The 14,370-nt window shown below is 75.0% G+C and carries 10 protein-coding genes; 5 read left to right on the forward strand and 5 right to left on the reverse strand.

The genetic code is table 11. The features are described from left to right. Positions 1 to 146 precede the first annotated feature (146 nt). Entirely contained in the window at positions 147 to 1,349 is a 1,203-nt protein-coding gene (locus ACH4E8_RS21595; protein ID WP_398450525.1) for a saccharopine dehydrogenase family protein, read from the reverse strand. A 274-nt stretch (positions 1,350 to 1,623) separates the two neighbouring features. Between ACH4E8_RS21595 and ACH4E8_RS21600 the strand changes: the two genes are divergently transcribed. From ACH4E8_RS21600 to ACH4E8_RS21610, 3 genes are all read left to right on the forward strand, one after another. Then, positions 1,624 to 2,757 (forward strand): CaiB/BaiF CoA transferase family protein, encoded by a 1,134-nt coding sequence (locus tag ACH4E8_RS21600; RefSeq protein ID WP_398450527.1) that lies wholly within the window; start codon positions 1,624 to 1,626, stop codon positions 2,755 to 2,757. 79 nt (positions 2,758 to 2,836) lie between these two features. Further along, positions 2,837 to 4,057, forward strand: coding sequence for an acetyl-CoA C-acetyltransferase (locus ACH4E8_RS21605; protein WP_398450529.1), 1,221 nt, complete (start codon positions 2,837 to 2,839; stop codon positions 4,055 to 4,057). Between the two features lie 38 nt (positions 4,058 to 4,095). Then, entirely contained in the window at positions 4,096 to 6,291 is a 2,196-nt protein-coding gene (locus tag ACH4E8_RS21610) for a 3-hydroxyacyl-CoA dehydrogenase NAD-binding domain-containing protein (RefSeq protein WP_398450531.1), read from the forward strand. Positions 6,292 to 6,788: 497 nt separating this feature from the next. On the opposite strand, the gene ACH4E8_RS21615 is transcribed toward ACH4E8_RS21610, so the two are convergent. The 3 genes from ACH4E8_RS21615 to ACH4E8_RS21625 form a co-directional block, all read right to left on the reverse strand. After that, positions 6,789 to 7,640, reverse strand: a complete 852-nt coding sequence (locus ACH4E8_RS21615; RefSeq protein ID WP_398450533.1) for a MerR family transcriptional regulator — start codon at positions 7,638 to 7,640, stop codon at positions 6,789 to 6,791. A gap of 267 nt (positions 7,641 to 7,907) precedes the next feature. Beyond that, positions 7,908 to 8,579 (reverse strand): response regulator, encoded by a 672-nt coding sequence (locus ACH4E8_RS21620; RefSeq protein ID WP_398450535.1) that lies wholly within the window; start codon positions 8,577 to 8,579, stop codon positions 7,908 to 7,910. Continuing rightward, entirely contained in the window at positions 8,567 to 9,769 is a 1,203-nt protein-coding gene (locus ACH4E8_RS21625) for a sensor histidine kinase (protein ID WP_398450537.1), read from the reverse strand. The genes ACH4E8_RS21620 and ACH4E8_RS21625 overlap by 13 nt, the downstream gene beginning before the upstream one ends. Positions 9,770 to 9,879: 110 nt before the next feature. On the opposite strand from ACH4E8_RS21625, the gene ACH4E8_RS21630 reads away from it, so the two are divergent. Together ACH4E8_RS21630 and ACH4E8_RS21635 are read left to right on the forward strand one after the other, a co-directional pair. Next, the gene (locus ACH4E8_RS21630; protein WP_398450539.1) at positions 9,880 to 10,677 is read left to right on the forward strand and encodes an ABC transporter ATP-binding protein; all 798 of its coding nucleotides are present in this window, start codon (positions 9,880 to 9,882) and stop codon (positions 10,675 to 10,677) included. Further along, on the forward strand, positions 10,674 to 13,103 hold the full coding sequence (locus ACH4E8_RS21635) for an FtsX-like permease family protein (protein WP_398450541.1): 2,430 nt from the start codon (positions 10,674 to 10,676) through the stop codon (positions 13,101 to 13,103). Before ACH4E8_RS21630 ends, ACH4E8_RS21635 begins: the two co-directional genes overlap by 4 nt. A 136-nt stretch (positions 13,104 to 13,239) precedes the next feature. Here the strand turns inward: ACH4E8_RS21635 and ACH4E8_RS21640 are convergent, their stop codons facing one another. Next, positions 13,240 to 14,322: a S1 family peptidase gene (locus ACH4E8_RS21640; protein ID WP_398450543.1), complete on the reverse strand. Its 1,083-nt coding sequence runs from the start codon at positions 14,320 to 14,322 to the stop codon at positions 13,240 to 13,242. Positions 14,323 to 14,370: the final 48 nt, after the last annotated feature.

Below are 14,370 nucleotides of genomic sequence, written 5' to 3' on the forward strand. Positions count from 1 at the left end.
TACCGGCAGGTTGGCCTCTGCGGCCCGGTGGTCGGCTTGTCGCGCAGTTCCCCGCGCCCCCAAACCCCCACCCCCCACCAGGTTGCAGAGGCCGGCGCTCCCGCAGGGCCACCGCGTCTCCCGTCGAGAGGCACATGCGGGCGACCTCAGCGCACCGCCGCCGTGCGGAAGCGGATGCCGGCCGCGCGCAGCCGGGCCAGTAGGGCGTCGCCCATTGCCACCGCCGTGGTGACCTGGCCAGCGACCTGGGGCAACTCGTCGTGGGCGAGACTGAGCGCGGACTCGGCGAAGATCTTCGCGGTCTCGTCGTAGCCGGGGTCGCCGCCGGACACCTCCGTGTACACCGTCCGGCCGCCGCCCTCGCCGACGAACCGCACCGAGAACCAACTCCGCGCCCGGCGCGCAGCGTCCGGCCCCTGGCCCGGGCTGACGATCCGTTCGGACAGCCAGCGGCGGGCCCACGGCACTTGGGCGAGGCCCGCGAGGGCGCCGGCCGCCGCCACCCCGCCGAGCGCGGTCGGCAGGGTGGGCACCGCGGCGTAGTGGCGGAAGCGGAAGTCGGGTCCGTAGCGGGGCAGCGCCCGCGCCGACGCGGCGACCACGCGCCGGTCGAGCAGCGGCAGCGGCAACGCCCAGGCGCCGGCCTCCCGGCTGTAGCGGGGGCCGCCGAGGGGCGCGCGGGCGCGCCGGGCGACCTGCCGGGGCTCGTACAGCCGCCGCTCGTGCGCCGCCCGCCGCATCTGGCGCCCCCGGCCGAGCGCGTTGAGGGCGGAGGCCAGGGTCCCGCCGGAGAACGTGGCGTCGGTGCGGACGAAGCCGTCCACCGTCAGCGGCACGTCCTCGGGCAACTGGCGGACGGTGAAGTACACGCCCAGGTCCTGCGGCACGCAGTCGAAGCCGCACGCGTGCACCAGCCGGGCGCCCGTCTCCCGGGCGCGCGCCTCGTGCCGCACGTACATCAGGTCCACGAACTCCGGCTCGCCCGTCAGGTCCAGATAGTCCGTGCCGGCGTCCGCGCAGGCGGCGACCAGGGGCTCCCCGTACCAGAGGTAGGGGCCCACGGTGGTCGCCACCACCCGCGCGGACCCGGCCAGCCCGCGCAGCGCCGCGGGGTCGTCGGCCGCCGCGACGACCAACGGCAGATCCGCACAGCGCGGGTGGTCCGCGGCAAGGCGGTCCCGCAGTCGCTCCAGCTTGGCGCGGCTGCGGCCGGCGAGCGCCCAGCGGCAGCCCTCGGGCGCGTGCGCCGCCAGATAGCGGGCCGTCAGCTCACCGACGAACCCCGTCGCCCCGTAGAGCGCGATGTCATGGGGGCGCTCCGCCCGACCGGCCCCGTCCTGCCTGTCCAATGGATCCTCCGCCGATGACGCCGTGCCGACGAACGGGCCGCCGACCGCTGGAGAGTGCGGGCAGACCCTAACGCCGCCGGGCCGCCCGGGGAAAGGGCAGGTGACACGGGTCAGCGGGGCCGGCTGGCGGGGCGCGCGGCCGCCGGCCGCCGCGCGCCCCGCCAGCCGGCCTGGGATAGTCGCGGAAAGGCCGGGAAACCCTTGTAAGCGCTGAAACGCGTTCTTACCATCACTGGTGTTACATCAGTTGTGTCACATCTAGCCTGGGGACTCGATGACGCCGACCTCGACGGCAGCGACAGGAAACGGCCCGCTCAGCGGGGTCAGGGTGGTCGAGTTGGCGGGCATCGGGCCCGGCCCCTTCGCCGCGATGCTCCTCGCCGACCTCGGCGCCGACGTGGTGCGCGTCGACCGGCCCGACGGCTCGGGGCTCGCCATCCCCGCCGCGTACGACCTCACCAACCGCAACAAGAGGTCCGTCCTGGTCGACCTCAAGGCCGACGGCGGCGCCGAGCGCGTGCTCGACCTGGTGGAGCGCGCGGACGTCCTGATCGAGGGGCTGCGGCCCGGGGTCGCCGAACGCCTCGGCGTCGGCCCGGACGCCTGCCTCGCCCGCAATCCCCGCCTGGTGTACGGCCGGATGACCGGCTGGGGCCAGGACGGGCCCCTCGCCCAGCGTGCCGGACACGACATCGGGTACATCGCCGTCTCCGGTGCCCTCGGCATGATCGGCGCGCCCGACGAGCCCCCGGCGGTCCCCGCGAACGTCCTCGGCGACTACGCCGGCGGCTCCCTCTACCTCGTCGTCGGCGTCCTCGCCGCCCTCCAGCACGCCCGCTCCGCCGGCGGCACGGGACAGGTCGTCGACGCGGCCGTGGTGGACGGCGCCGCCCACCTCACCACGATGATCCACGGCATGATGGCCGCCGGCGGCTGGCAGGACCGCCGCGGCGGCAACCTCCTGGACGGCGGCAGCCCCTTCTACGGCTGCTACGAGACCGCCGACGGCGAGTACATGGCCGTCGGCGCACTGGAGCGGCAGTTCTACGACGAGTTCGTCCGGCTGCTGGGCATCGCGGACCAGGCCCCGTCCCGCCGGGAGTTCGACCGCTGGGACGAGCTGCGCGAACTGGTCGCCGCCCGCTTCAAGTCCCGTACGCGCGCCGAGTGGACGGCCGTCTTCGAGGGCTCCGACGCCTGCGTCGCCCCCGTGCTCTCGCTGCGGGAGGCCCCGGCGCACCCGCAGCTGGCCGCCCGCGCCACCTTCACCGACCACGGCGGCATCACCCAACCGGCGCCCGCGCCCCGGTTCTCCGCCACCCCCACCTCGATCCGCTCCGGGCCCACCGCACCCGGCGCGGACGCCGAGTCCGTGGCCCGCGACTGGGATCTGCCCGCCCGCCCGTAGCGCGGACGACGCCACTTTCCGGACACGACCCGGCCCGCCGGCGAAGCGCCCCGACCTCCCCATCCGAAAGGCAGTCGTCTTGACCACCGAAGCGTACGTGTACGACGCGATCCGCACCCCGCGCGGGCGCGGCAAGGCCAACGGCGCCCTGCACGGCACCAAGCCGATCGACCTCGTCGTCGGACTGATCCAGGAGCTGCGCAGCCGACACCCCGAACTCGACCCGGCCGCGATCGACGACATCGTGCTGGGCGTCGTCGGCCCGGTCGGCGACCAGGGCTCCGACATCGCCCGGATCGCCGCCGTCGCGGCCGGGCTGCCCGACACCGTCGCCGGAGTCCAGGAGAACCGCTTCTGCGCCTCCGGGCTCGAAGCGGTCAACATGGCCGCGATGAAGGTCCGCTCGGGCTGGGAGGACCTGGTGCTCGCCGGGGGCGTGGAGTCCATGTCCCGCGTCCCGATGGGCTCCGACGGCGGTGCCTGGTTCGCCGACCCGATGACCAACACCGCCGTCGGCTTCGTCCCGCAGGGCGTCGGCGCCGACCTGATCGCCACCATCGAGGGCTTCTCCCGGCGCGACGTCGACGAGTACGCCGCCCTGTCGCAGGAGCGGGCCGCCGCCGCGTGGAAGGCCGGCCGCTTCGACCGCTCCGTGGTGCCCGTGTGCGACCGCAACGGACTCGTCGTCCTCGACCGCGACGAACACCTGCGCCCCGGCACCACCGCGGACACCCTCGCAGCCCTCAAGCCGTCCTTCGCCGGCATCGGCGACCTCGGCGGCTTCGACGCCGTGGCCCTGCAGAGGTACCACTGGGTCGAGAAGATCGACCACGTCCACCACGCGGGCAACTCCTCCGGCATCGTCGACGGCGCGGCCCTGGTCGCCGTCGGCACCAAGGAGGCCGGGGAGCGCAACGGGCTCAAGCCCCGCGCCCGGATCGTGTCGGCCGCGGTCTCCGGCTCCGAGCCGACGATCATGCTGACCGGGCCGGCGCCGGCCACCCGCAAGGCCCTCGCCCGCGCCGGGCTGACCATCGACGACATCGACCTCGTCGAGATCAACGAAGCCTTCGCCGCCGTCGTCCTGCGCTTCGCGCGCGAACTCGACCTCCCCCTCGACCGGATCAACGTCAACGGCGGGGCGATCGCGCTCGGCCATCCGCTGGGCGCGACCGGTGCGATGATCCTCGGCACCCTCGTGGACGAACTGGAACGCCAGGACAAGCGGTACGGGCTGGTCACGCTCTGCGTCGGCGGCGGCATGGGCGTCGCCACCGTCGTCGAACGCGTCACGTCCTGAGCCCCGCCGCCCGCCACAGCCACCCGGAGACCGCAGCCATGACCACGACCACCGACGCGACCACCCACCCCGCCATCCGCTGGGAGCGCGACGACACCGGCGTCGTCACCCTCGTCCTGGACGACCCCCAGCAGTCCGCCAACACCATGAACGCGGCGTTCCGCGCCTCCGTCACCGCGGTCGCGGACCGGCTGGAGGCCGAACGGGACACCGTCCGCGGCATCGTCATCACCTCCGCCAAGAAGACCTTCTTCGCCGGCGGAGACCTCAAGGACATGATCGAGATCGGGCCCGCGCAGGCCCGGCAGGCGTTCGACGCCGGCATGGAGGTCAAGCGCGCCCTGCGCCGGATCGAGACCCTCGGCAAGCCCGTCGTCGCCGCGATCAACGGCACCGCGCTGGGCGGCGGTTACGAGATCGCACTCGCCTGTCACCACCGCATCGCCCTCGACGCCCCCGGCTCCAAGATCGGACTGCCGGAAGTGACCCTGGGCCTGCTGCCCGCCGCCGGCGGTGTGACCCGCACCGTACGCCTGCTCGGGATCGCCGACGCGCTGCTGAAGGTGCTCCTCCAGGGCACCCAGTACGCCCCGCGCCGCGCCCTGGAGAACGGTCTCGTCCACGAGGTGGCCGCGACCCCCGAGGAGATGCTCGCCAAGGCCCGCGCCTTCGTCGACGCCCACCCCGAGTCGCAGCAGCCCTGGGACGCCAAGGGGTACAAGATCCCCGGCGGCACCCCGTCGTCGCCGCGGTTCGCCGCCGAACTGCCCGCCTACCCGGCGAACTTGAAGAAGCAGACCGGCGGCGCCCCCTACCCCGCGCCGCGCAACATCCTGGCCGCCGCCGTCGAGGGCTCCCAGGTCGACTTCGAGACCGCGCAGACCATCGAGGCCCGCTACTTCACCGAACTGGTCACCGGACAGACCGCCAAGAACATGATCCAGGCGTTCTTCTTCGACCTCCAGGCGGTCAACGCGGGCGCCAGCCGCCCCCGCGGCGTCGAGCCCCGCCCGGTGCGCAAGGTGGCGGTGCTGGGCGCCGGGATGATGGGCGCCGGCATCGCGTACTCCTGCGCCCGCGCCGGGATCGACGTCGTCCTCAAGGACGTCTCCGTCGAAGCGGCCGAGCGCGGCAAGACGTACTCGCAGAAGCTGTTGGCCAAGGCGCTGACCCGGGGCCGTACGACGGAGGCCAAGCGGGACGCGCTGCTCGCCAGGATCACCCCGACCGCGGACGTCGCGGACCTCGCGGGCTGCGACGCGGTGATCGAGGCCGTCTTCGAGGACACCGCGCTCAAGCACAAGGTGTTCCAGGAGGTCCAGGAGGTGGTGGCGCCCGACGCGCTGCTCTGCTCCAACACCTCCACCCTGCCCATCACCGCCCTCGCCGAAGGCGTGGCGCGCCCCGCCGACTTCGTCGGACTGCACTTCTTCTCCCCGGTCGACCGGATGCCGCTGGTGGAGATCATCAAGGGCGCCGGCACCGGGGACGAGGCGCTGGCCCGCGCCTTCGACCTGGTGCGGCAGATCAACAAGACCCCGATCGTCGTCAACGACTCCCGCGGCTTCTTCACCTCGCGGGTCATCGGCCAGTTCATCAACGAAGGCGTCGCCATGGTCGGCGAGGGCGTCGAGCCCGCCTCGATCGAGCAGGCCGCGGCGCAGGCCGGCTACCCGGCCAAGGTGCTGTCCCTGATGGACGAACTCACCCTCACCCTGCCGCGGAAGATCCGCCGCGAGGCGCGGCGCGCGGTCGAGGAGGCCGGCGGCACCTGGGCCGCGCACCCGGCGGACGCGGTCGTCGACCGGATGGTGGACGAGTTCGGCCGCCCCGGGCGCAGTGGGGGAGCGGGCTTCTACGAGTACGGCGAGGACGGCACCCGGGGCCGACTGTGGCCGGGGCTGCGCGAGCACTTCACCCGGCCCGACGTCGACGTCCCGTTCGTCGACCTGCAGGAGCGGATGCTGTTCTCGGAGGCGCTGGACGCCGTGCGCTGCCTGGAGGAGGGCGTCCTGACCTCGGTCGCCGACGCCAACATCGGCTCCATCATGGGCATCGGCTTCCCCGCGTGGACCGGCGGCGTGCTCCAGTACGTCAACGGATACGAGGGCGGCCTGCCCGGCTTCGTCGCCCGGGCGCGCACCCTGGCGGCCCGCTACGGTGCGCGGTTCGAGCCGCCGGCGCTGCTGGTGGCGAAGGCGGAGCGCGGCGAGCGCTTCACGGACGCGCCGTAGGCCGCGTTCAGGACTCCCCGCGCGCCCCTTGCGACGGGTCCGCCTGCCGCCGCCTCGACGGGCGCGGTTCGCCGTGCGGCGGGCTGTGTCGGTTGCGTCTGCGCCCCGGTGGTGGGCTGATAGCGCAGTGCCCTGCGGGCACGGGGGCCAGTGGCCCTGAGCGGCGTTCCCCTACGGGAAGCGTTGCCGTCCGCGGACCGTGGTGGGCTCGTCGCGCAGTTCCGCCCCCCATGCCAGAGGGCATGGGGGCCCCAGCGCCCCTGATTCGCTGCCCCCGCCACTCGTTCGCGGGCCGGGGTGGGCTTGCCCCGGACACCCGCAGATACGCGACGGGCTGAGCGAATCAGGGGCGGGGGGTACCACCACGCCCCTGGGCGTAGGTGGGGGGTGCCCCCGTGCCCGCAGGGCACAAGGGAGGAACTGCGCGATGAGCCCACCACCGGCCGGTGGAGACCAACGCTCCCGCAGGGCGACGGGCGGGGCTTCGCGGGCAGGCCCTAGCTTTCCTCGTCGTTCCGCTGCGGGCCGTCCGCCGTGAAGGCGGCCCGCAACTCCTCCTTCAACGACCGCTGGAACGCGGTGACCAGGGCCTGCACCACCAGGGGCCGCATCGGGGCGGACAGTGCGCGCATCGCCTCGGCGCGCTCCGCCTCGCCGCGCGCCGGCCCTCCGTCCCCTTCCCGGTCCCGGTACGGGTGCCACACCTCGTCCCGGAACAGCCGGGTCAGCTCGTGCGCCACCGAGCGGGTGTGCTCCACCAGGACGGTGCGGGCCGCGAGGATCGTCTCGTACGCGATGGGCACGTCCAGCAACTGCGCGCCGAGCCGCAACAGGCCCGGGTCCACCCGGTAGACGCCCGGCGCGCCGTCGCGCTCGCGCTCCACGGCGCCCATCGCGACCAGCCGTTCGACGTCGCCGTCCGCGAGCGCCCGCCCGAGCCGCCGCTCCAACTCGGCGTGCGTGGCGACCTCGGCGGAGTCCGGCATCCAGGACGCCACCAGCGCCCGGTGGATCGCCAGGTCCTGTGCGCTCAGGTCCCCCGGCAACTGCTCCAAGTACCGCTCGACGGCGGCCAGCGTCATGCCCTGGCGCTGCAACTCCTCGATGAGGGCGAGTCGGGACAGGTGCGCGGCGCCGTACCGGCCCACGCGGCGGTGGCCGATCACTGGCGGCGGTAGCAGTCCGCGCGTCCCGTAGAACCGGATCGTTCGCACGGTCACGCCGGCCCGCGCCGCCAACTCGTCGACCGTGAACGTCGGCCCGTCGTGGTCGTGGTCGTGGCCCCGGTCGCCGTCGCCCTCGCCGTCGGGAGACCCGGGGGCCGTGATCGCGGCGGTGCCGGTACCCATCCCTGCGCCTCACTCTCCCCTTCGCGGTGCAACAGTATTGCTGTCTCACCACTGCTGTGAAAGCCCCCCTCCACGGTGGCCCCTGACGCTCGCCGGCCTGGAGGGCGTCCTCCCCGCGTCCCCGCCGCGCCGGTCGGCGCCCGCGGCCCGGTGCCGGCTCGCTCGCGCAGTTCCGCCCCCTGCGCCCTGCGGACACGGGGCGCCCCCCGCAGCGCACTGGACGCAGACGCCGACGCTCCCGGCACCGTGCAGTGCAACTGCGTCCGCTCACGCACCCGCATCCGCACCTGCGCCGCGGAGGTACGTGAGGACCGCACGCACGCGGCGGTGGTCATCGGGGGCCGGGGGGAGGTCGAGTTTGAGGAGGATGTTCGCGATGTGCTTGGCGACCGCCGCCTCGGTGACCACCAGCGCCCGCGCCACCGCCGCGTTGGAGCGGCCCTCGGCGATCAGGCCGAGGACCTCCCGCTCGCGCGGGGTCAGCCGGGTCAGCGGGTCGCGGCGGCGGGCGAGGAGTTGGCGTACGACCTCGGGGTCGACGACGGTGCCCCCGTCCGCGACCCGTTCCACCGCGGCGACGAACTCCTCGACGTCACCCACCCGGTCCTTGAGGAGGTAGCCCGTGCCGGCCCGGTGCCCGGCGGCGACGAGTTCGTCCGCGAAGGTCTGTTCCACGTACTGGCTGAGCACCAGCGCCGGCAGCGAGGGCCGGAGCCGCTGGAGTTCGCGGACCGCGCGCAGCCCCTCGTCACTGAAGCCCGGCGGCATGCGGACGTCGGCGATCACCACGTCGGGCCGGTGCTCCAGGGCCGCCGCCACCAGCGACGGCCCGTCGCCGACGGCCGCGGCGACCGAGTGGCCGAACCGTGCCAGGAGCCCCACCAGCCCCTCCCGCAGCAGCACCGCGTCCTCGGCGATGACGACCTTCAACTGACGCACGGCGCGGCCTCCCGGTCCGTCCCCACCGGAATCTCCACCCGTATCAGCGTCGGCCCGCCGACCGGGCTGGACAGCAGCATCCGGCCGTCCACCGCCGCCACCCGGTCCGCGAGGCCCGTCAGCCCGGAGCCGCCGTCCGGCGACGCGCCGCCGCGGCCGTCGTCGCGGACCTCCACCACCAAGGTGTCCGCGTCGACCCGGCCGCTGATGCGGCAGCGGGCGGCGCCGCTGTGCCGCGCAGCGTTGGTCAGCGCTTCCGACACGGCGTAGTACGCGGCGACTTCGACCGTCGACGGCAGCCGCCGCGCCAGGTGCAGGTCGAGGTCGACGGGGACGGGGGAGCGGCCCGCCGCGTCCCGCACGGCCGCGGACAGTCCGCGCTCGCTCAGCACCTGCGGATGCACCCCGCGGATCAGTTCGCGCAACTCGGCCAGCGCGTCCTTCGCCATCAGGTGCGCAGCGGCGACCTCCTGCGCCGCGCGCGAGCCGGGCGGCAGGTCGAGCCCGGCGAGGCCGAGCTTCATCGTCAGGGCCACCAGCCGCTGCTGGGCGCCGTCGTGCAAGTCCCGCTCGATGCGTCGGCGCTCCGTCTCGTACGCGTCCATCAGCCGTGCCCGGGAGCGCCGCACCTCCCGCAACTCGCCCTCGCGCGGCACCAGCACCGCCCGGGCGACGGCCGCCCGTGCGCCCGCCCACGCGGTGACGGGGTACGCGGCCACCGGCAGCAGCAGGAGGCCCGCGACCGGTCCCGCCACGGCCGCCCACGTCGCCGCCGAGGGCTGGAGGGGCGCGGTGAGCAGCACCCCGGGGATGCCGGCCGCGACGATCAGCAGCGCCAGGTCCACCCACCCCACGGCGAGCACGGACAGGGCGCCGTACCCCAGCGCGCGGGTGCGGTCGCGGGGTTCCCCGCCCGTGCCGTCGGCCGTCGGATCCACCAGGTGCAGCCTGCGCAGCTCCAGCGGCCCGGCGACGGCCGCGACGAACGCGAGCACGGCGACCGCACCGGTGGCCGCGGCGACCACCCCGATGCGGGGGCCCGCCGCGACGAGCCCTCCCACGGCCACCCAGGCGGCGACCCCGAGCAGCCCGCCGGACAGCAGGTAGCCGATCGAACGCCAGGGCCAGGACGTCAGCAGGAACCGCAACGGCTGCCGGGTCAGCGCCTCCAGGGCGGTGCGGTGGATCATCCTGCGACCGTAACCGCGCCCCGCGCCCGGCGCAGTAGTGCCAGGTGTAGTACGAGGACTAGCCCGGCCGCCCGTGTGCCGACCGGGCGGTGCGCGGTGGACTTCCGCCCATGCCCAGCACAACTTTCCCACCCGAAGCTCCCACCGCGCCGCACCCCGTCGAACTGCACGGCCTCACCCGCCGGTACGGCACCGGAGCGGGAGCCGTGACCGCGCTGGACGGGGTCAGCCTCGGCTTCGCCCGGGGCACCCTCACCGCCGTCATGGGTCCGTCCGGCTCCGGCAAGTCGACCCTGCTGCACTGCGCCGCCGGCCTCGAACGCCCCTCCGCCGGCCGGGTCGTGCTCGACGGCACGGACCTGACCGGGCTCGACGAGACCGGGCTCACCCTGCTCCGCCGCGACCGGATCGGCTTCGTCTTCCAGGCGTTCAACCTCGTCTCGGCGCTGACCGCGGAGGAGAACGTCGCCCTGCCGCTGCGGCTCGCCGGGCGCCGGCCCGATCCGACGGCCGTCGCCGTGGCGCTCGCCGAAGTGGGGCTCGCCGACCGGGCGCGGCACCGGCCGAGCGCCCTCTCCGGCGGTCAGCAGCAGCGCGTCGCCATCGCCCGCGCGCTGATCGGCGAGCCGGCCGTGCTCTTCGCGGACGAACCGACGGGCGCCCTCGACACCAAGACGTCGTGGCACGTCCTGACGCTGCTGCGGGGCCTGGTCGACGAGCGCCGACAGACCGTGATCATGGTGACGCACGACCCGGTGGCGGCCTCCTTCGCCGATCGCGTGGTGTTCCTCGCGGACGGCAGGGTCACCGACGAGACCCGCTCCCGTACGGCGGCCACGGCGATCGCCGCCCGCATGGCCACCCTGGAAGCAGTCGCGGTCGGCCCGAAGCCGGAGGCCGGTGCGTGAAGACGTCCCTCGCCTTCCTGCGCGAACGCCGGACCGCCTTCGTCGGCGCGTTCACCGCCCTGTGCCTGGGCGCCGCGATCCTCACCACGAGCGCCCTGATCCTGCTGTCCGGCGGCAGCGGCGTGCCCGAGCGGTACGCCGGCACCCCGGTGCTCGTCCAGAGCGGACCGCTGGATCCGGTCACCTTCCACGAGGCCGCGCCCTTCGCCCCCGGCGACGTCCGACGCCTCGCCCGCGACCTCGCGGCGCTGCCCGGCGTGCGGGTCGCCGTCCCCGACCGCTCCTTCTACGCACAGGCTGTCGACGGCGCCCGCCCGCTCGGCGACCAGCGCGCCGGGGACCGGCTCGGCCACGGCTGGTCCAGCGCCGCCCTCGCCCCGTACCGCCTGATCACGGGCCGGGCGCCGCGGACCGCCGACGAAGTCGCCGTCGACCGCTCCCTCGGCCTCGCCACCGGCGCGCGCACCACCCTGCTCACCGCGGACGGACCCGTCCCCTTCACCGTGTCGGGGACGGTCGACGGGCCCGGCTACTACCTCACCGACGCCCGCGCCGCCGAACTGTCCGCGGGCGTACGGGTCGTCGGGCTGCGGCTGGCGGAGGGCGCCGACGCAGCGGCCGTCGCCGCGGGCGCCGCCCGGGTCGTCGGCGACGCGGGCCGGGTGCTGCGCGGCGACGGGCGCGCCGACCTCGCACCGGGTCAGGACGAGGAGACCCGGTGGATCGGCGGCCAGGTGGTCAGCGCGATGACCGGGCTCTCCGCCTTCGTCACCGTCTTCGTGGTCTCCTCCGCCTTCGCGTTCACCGTGCTGCGCCGCCGCCGCGAGTTCGGGCTGCTGCGGACGATCGGCGCGACGCCGCGTCAGGTCCGGCGCACGGTGTACGTCGAGGGGCTGGTCGTGGGCGCCGTCGCCGCCGCTGCCGGCACCCTGCTCGGCACCTTCGGCGCGCCCGTCCTCGGTGACGTCCTGGTGGACGCCGGGTTCCAGCCGCGCGGCTTCGCCGTCGTGCAGCGGCCGTGGGCGTCCGCGCTGGCCTTCCTCGCGGGCGTGGCGATCGCGTTCGCCGGGGTCTGGACGGCGTCGCGCCGGGCCGCCCGCATCCGGCCGATGGAGGCGCTGCGCGAGGCCGCCGTCGACGACCGTCCGCTGACGGCGTGGCGCCGCAACACCGGGCTGGCCTTCGTCGCGCTCGGCGTCGGCGCCGCCGTCGGCACCGCGTCCGCCGCGCCCTCCGACATGATGACGTTCGCCTTGGTCACGGCAGTCGGGCTGATCACGGGCACGGCCCTGCTGATGCCGGCGCTCGTACCGCCCCTGGTGCGGCTGGCGACCCGGCCGCTGCGCGGCGCCCGGGGCGCCACCGTCGCCTTGGTGCGGGCCGGCATGCTGGCCGCCGTGCGCCGCACCTCGTCGACCGTCGCCCCGGTGCTCGCCACCGTCGCCTTCACGGTGCTGATCACGGTGAACACCGCGACCTCGGCACAGTCGTACGCGGACCGGGACGTGGCGGACGTGACCGCTGCGGCGACGGTCGTGCCGGCGGGGACGCCGGGTCTGACGGACGCCGAGGTGCGACGGATCACCGGCTCGCCGATCCTGCCGACCGTGCTGCACGCGGGCCCCGGACGCACCCCGGTCGAGGCCGTCGGCGTCGACCCGACGGCGTACGCCGCGGTCCACGGGCTGTCCGACGGCGACCTCGCCGCGCTGACGGAAGGCGACGGGGCCGTGGTGGTCGCCCGCTCCGCGCTCGCCGCGTTCGGCGCCCGCGCGGGCGCATCGGTCCCCGTCACCTTCGAGGACGGCACCACCCGCACCCTGCGGATCGCGGCCGTCGTCGACGACCGGGAACTGCCGCACGCCGCGGTGCTCTCCCGCGCCCTGGTGCGCGCCCACGACCCCGCCGCGCTCACCGCGGCCGTGCACCGCACGGGTCCGCCCGTGGAGGTCCGCGGCGGCCGGGAGATCACGGTCGAGGAGTTCGGCGGCCGCGACGCCGCGGCGGAGGACCGACTCGTCCGGGTCTTCACCCTGCTGCTGGTCGCCCTGTCGGCCGGGTACACCGGCATCGCGGTGGCCGGCACCCTGCTGATGTCCACCGCGGACCGCCTTCCCGACCTGCGGATCCTGCGCCGCTCCGGGGCGACGGTCCGTCAGGTGCTCGGTGCGCTCGCCGCCGAGAGCGCGCTGGTGGTCGCGATCGGCACCGTCCTCGGCGCGCTGGTCGCCCTGCCGTCGCTGCTCGGCATCCGCGCCGGGCTGAGCGGGACCCTGGGCATCCCGGTCGACCTGGTGGTGCCGTGGCCGCCGATCCTCGCCACCGTCGCGGCCACGCTGCTGCTCGCCCAACTGGCCACGGTCCTGCCGGCGGCCCGGTCCCTGCGGACGAAGGACGGCGCACCGGACCAGCGGACCACCGGCTGAAGCCAGGGCGAACGGCGCTGGGCGGGGCCCGATGCGGACCCCGCCCAGGGTGTCGTGCCGCGCCCGGCGAGGCGCTGGTGACGCTCGTTCGCTCGGTGCCCGATCCGTACGGGACCAGGGCGGGATCAGCCCGGGCTCAGTAGACGCTCACTCCGTACGCCGCCAACGCCGCGCGCACCGGCTGGTGGATCGCCGAGCCGTTGGTGCCCGAGCAGCCGGAGCTGCCGGAGTGGATGCCGAGCGCCGTGCCGCCCGCGAAGTGGGCGCCGCCGCTGTCGCCGCCGGCGGAGCAGGCGGTCGTGCGGACCATGTTGTAGACCGGGCCGTCGCTGTAGTTGACGGTCACGTTCACCGCGGTGACCGTGCCGCTGGTGACCCGGGTCGTCGAACCGCTCTTCTGGAGCGCCTGCCCGACGATCGCGTCCGCGGCCGCGGTGATGTCCTGGGAGCTGCCGTCGTAGAGGTTCACGCTCCCGGGCGGCACGTCGGTGCCGCTGTAGCGGACGATCCCGTAGTCGTTCGTCGGGAAGCTGGTGCCTTCCCGGGTGCCGATCGAGGGGCCGCCCGAGGTGGCGGACCAACTGCTGGCCACGTTGGTGCAGTGGCCGGCGGTCAGGAAGTACCGGGCGGAGTCCTTGACCACGTTGAAGGCCGCGGAGCAGCGGTAGCCGCCGCCGTAGATGGCGTCGCCGCCCAGGACCTCCTTGGTGAAGACCCCGGGCACCCGCTCGACGCGCACCGCGCCGCCGAGCGAGCCGGCGACGTTCCGCAGCTTCGCCAGGGAGCGGGCGGAGAGCGACTGGTCGGCCTCCACCACGACCTGGTTGCTGGCGGGGTCGATGCCCCAGGACGTCCCGGTGATCTTGGCTCGGGACTCCAGGACGCCCATCGCGTCCGCCAACTGCGCCGTGGAGCGCGCCACGACCTTCGCCCGGGCGCCCGCCGCGCGCACCTGGGAGGCGGCGGTCGAGTCGGTGACCGCGACGACGAGTTCACCGGTGTCGGCGTCGAGGTAGGTGCCGGCGGAGCGCTCGCCGAGGCTGCGTTCGAGCTGGGCGTCGAGCGCGTACTGGCTGGCGGACGCGGTGACCCCGGGCCCGGGGGTGGGGGCGGGGGCCGTCGGTGGTGGCGCCGCGGACGCGGCCGTGGTGCCGAGTCCGGCGAGGGACAGGGTCAGGAGGACGGACAGGCCGATGCGCGCGCTGAGCGTGCGTCTCATGGGGGGCTTCTCCTTCGCAGATATCCGTGGGGTGGATTGTGGGGGTTC

Origin of the sequence: Streptomyces sp. NPDC017979 (assembly GCF_044328175.1) — a bacterium.
In the GTDB taxonomy this organism is placed as follows: domain Bacteria; phylum Actinomycetota; class Actinomycetes; order Streptomycetales; family Streptomycetaceae; genus Streptomyces.

Bases quoted from the DNA above. Each gene is read 5' to 3' on its own strand.
- ACH4E8_RS21600 (WP_398450527.1), top strand. From the start codon at position 1,624: ATGACGCCGACCTCGACGGCAGCGACAGGAAACGGCCCGCTCAGCGGG.
- ACH4E8_RS21610 (WP_398450531.1), top strand. From the start codon at position 4,096: ATGACCACGACCACCGACGCGACCACCCACCCCGCCATCCGCTGGGAG.
- ACH4E8_RS21615 (WP_398450533.1), bottom strand. From the start codon at position 7,640: ATGGGTACCGGCACCGCCGCGATCACGGCCCCCGGGTCTCCCGACGGC.
- ACH4E8_RS21625 (WP_398450537.1), bottom strand. From the start codon at position 9,769: ATGATCCACCGCACCGCCCTGGAGGCGCTGACCCGGCAGCCGTTGCGG.
- ACH4E8_RS21630 (WP_398450539.1), top strand. From the start codon at position 9,880: ATGCCCAGCACAACTTTCCCACCCGAAGCTCCCACCGCGCCGCACCCC.
- ACH4E8_RS21640 (WP_398450543.1), bottom strand. From the start codon at position 14,322: ATGAGACGCACGCTCAGCGCGCGCATCGGCCTGTCCGTCCTCCTGACC.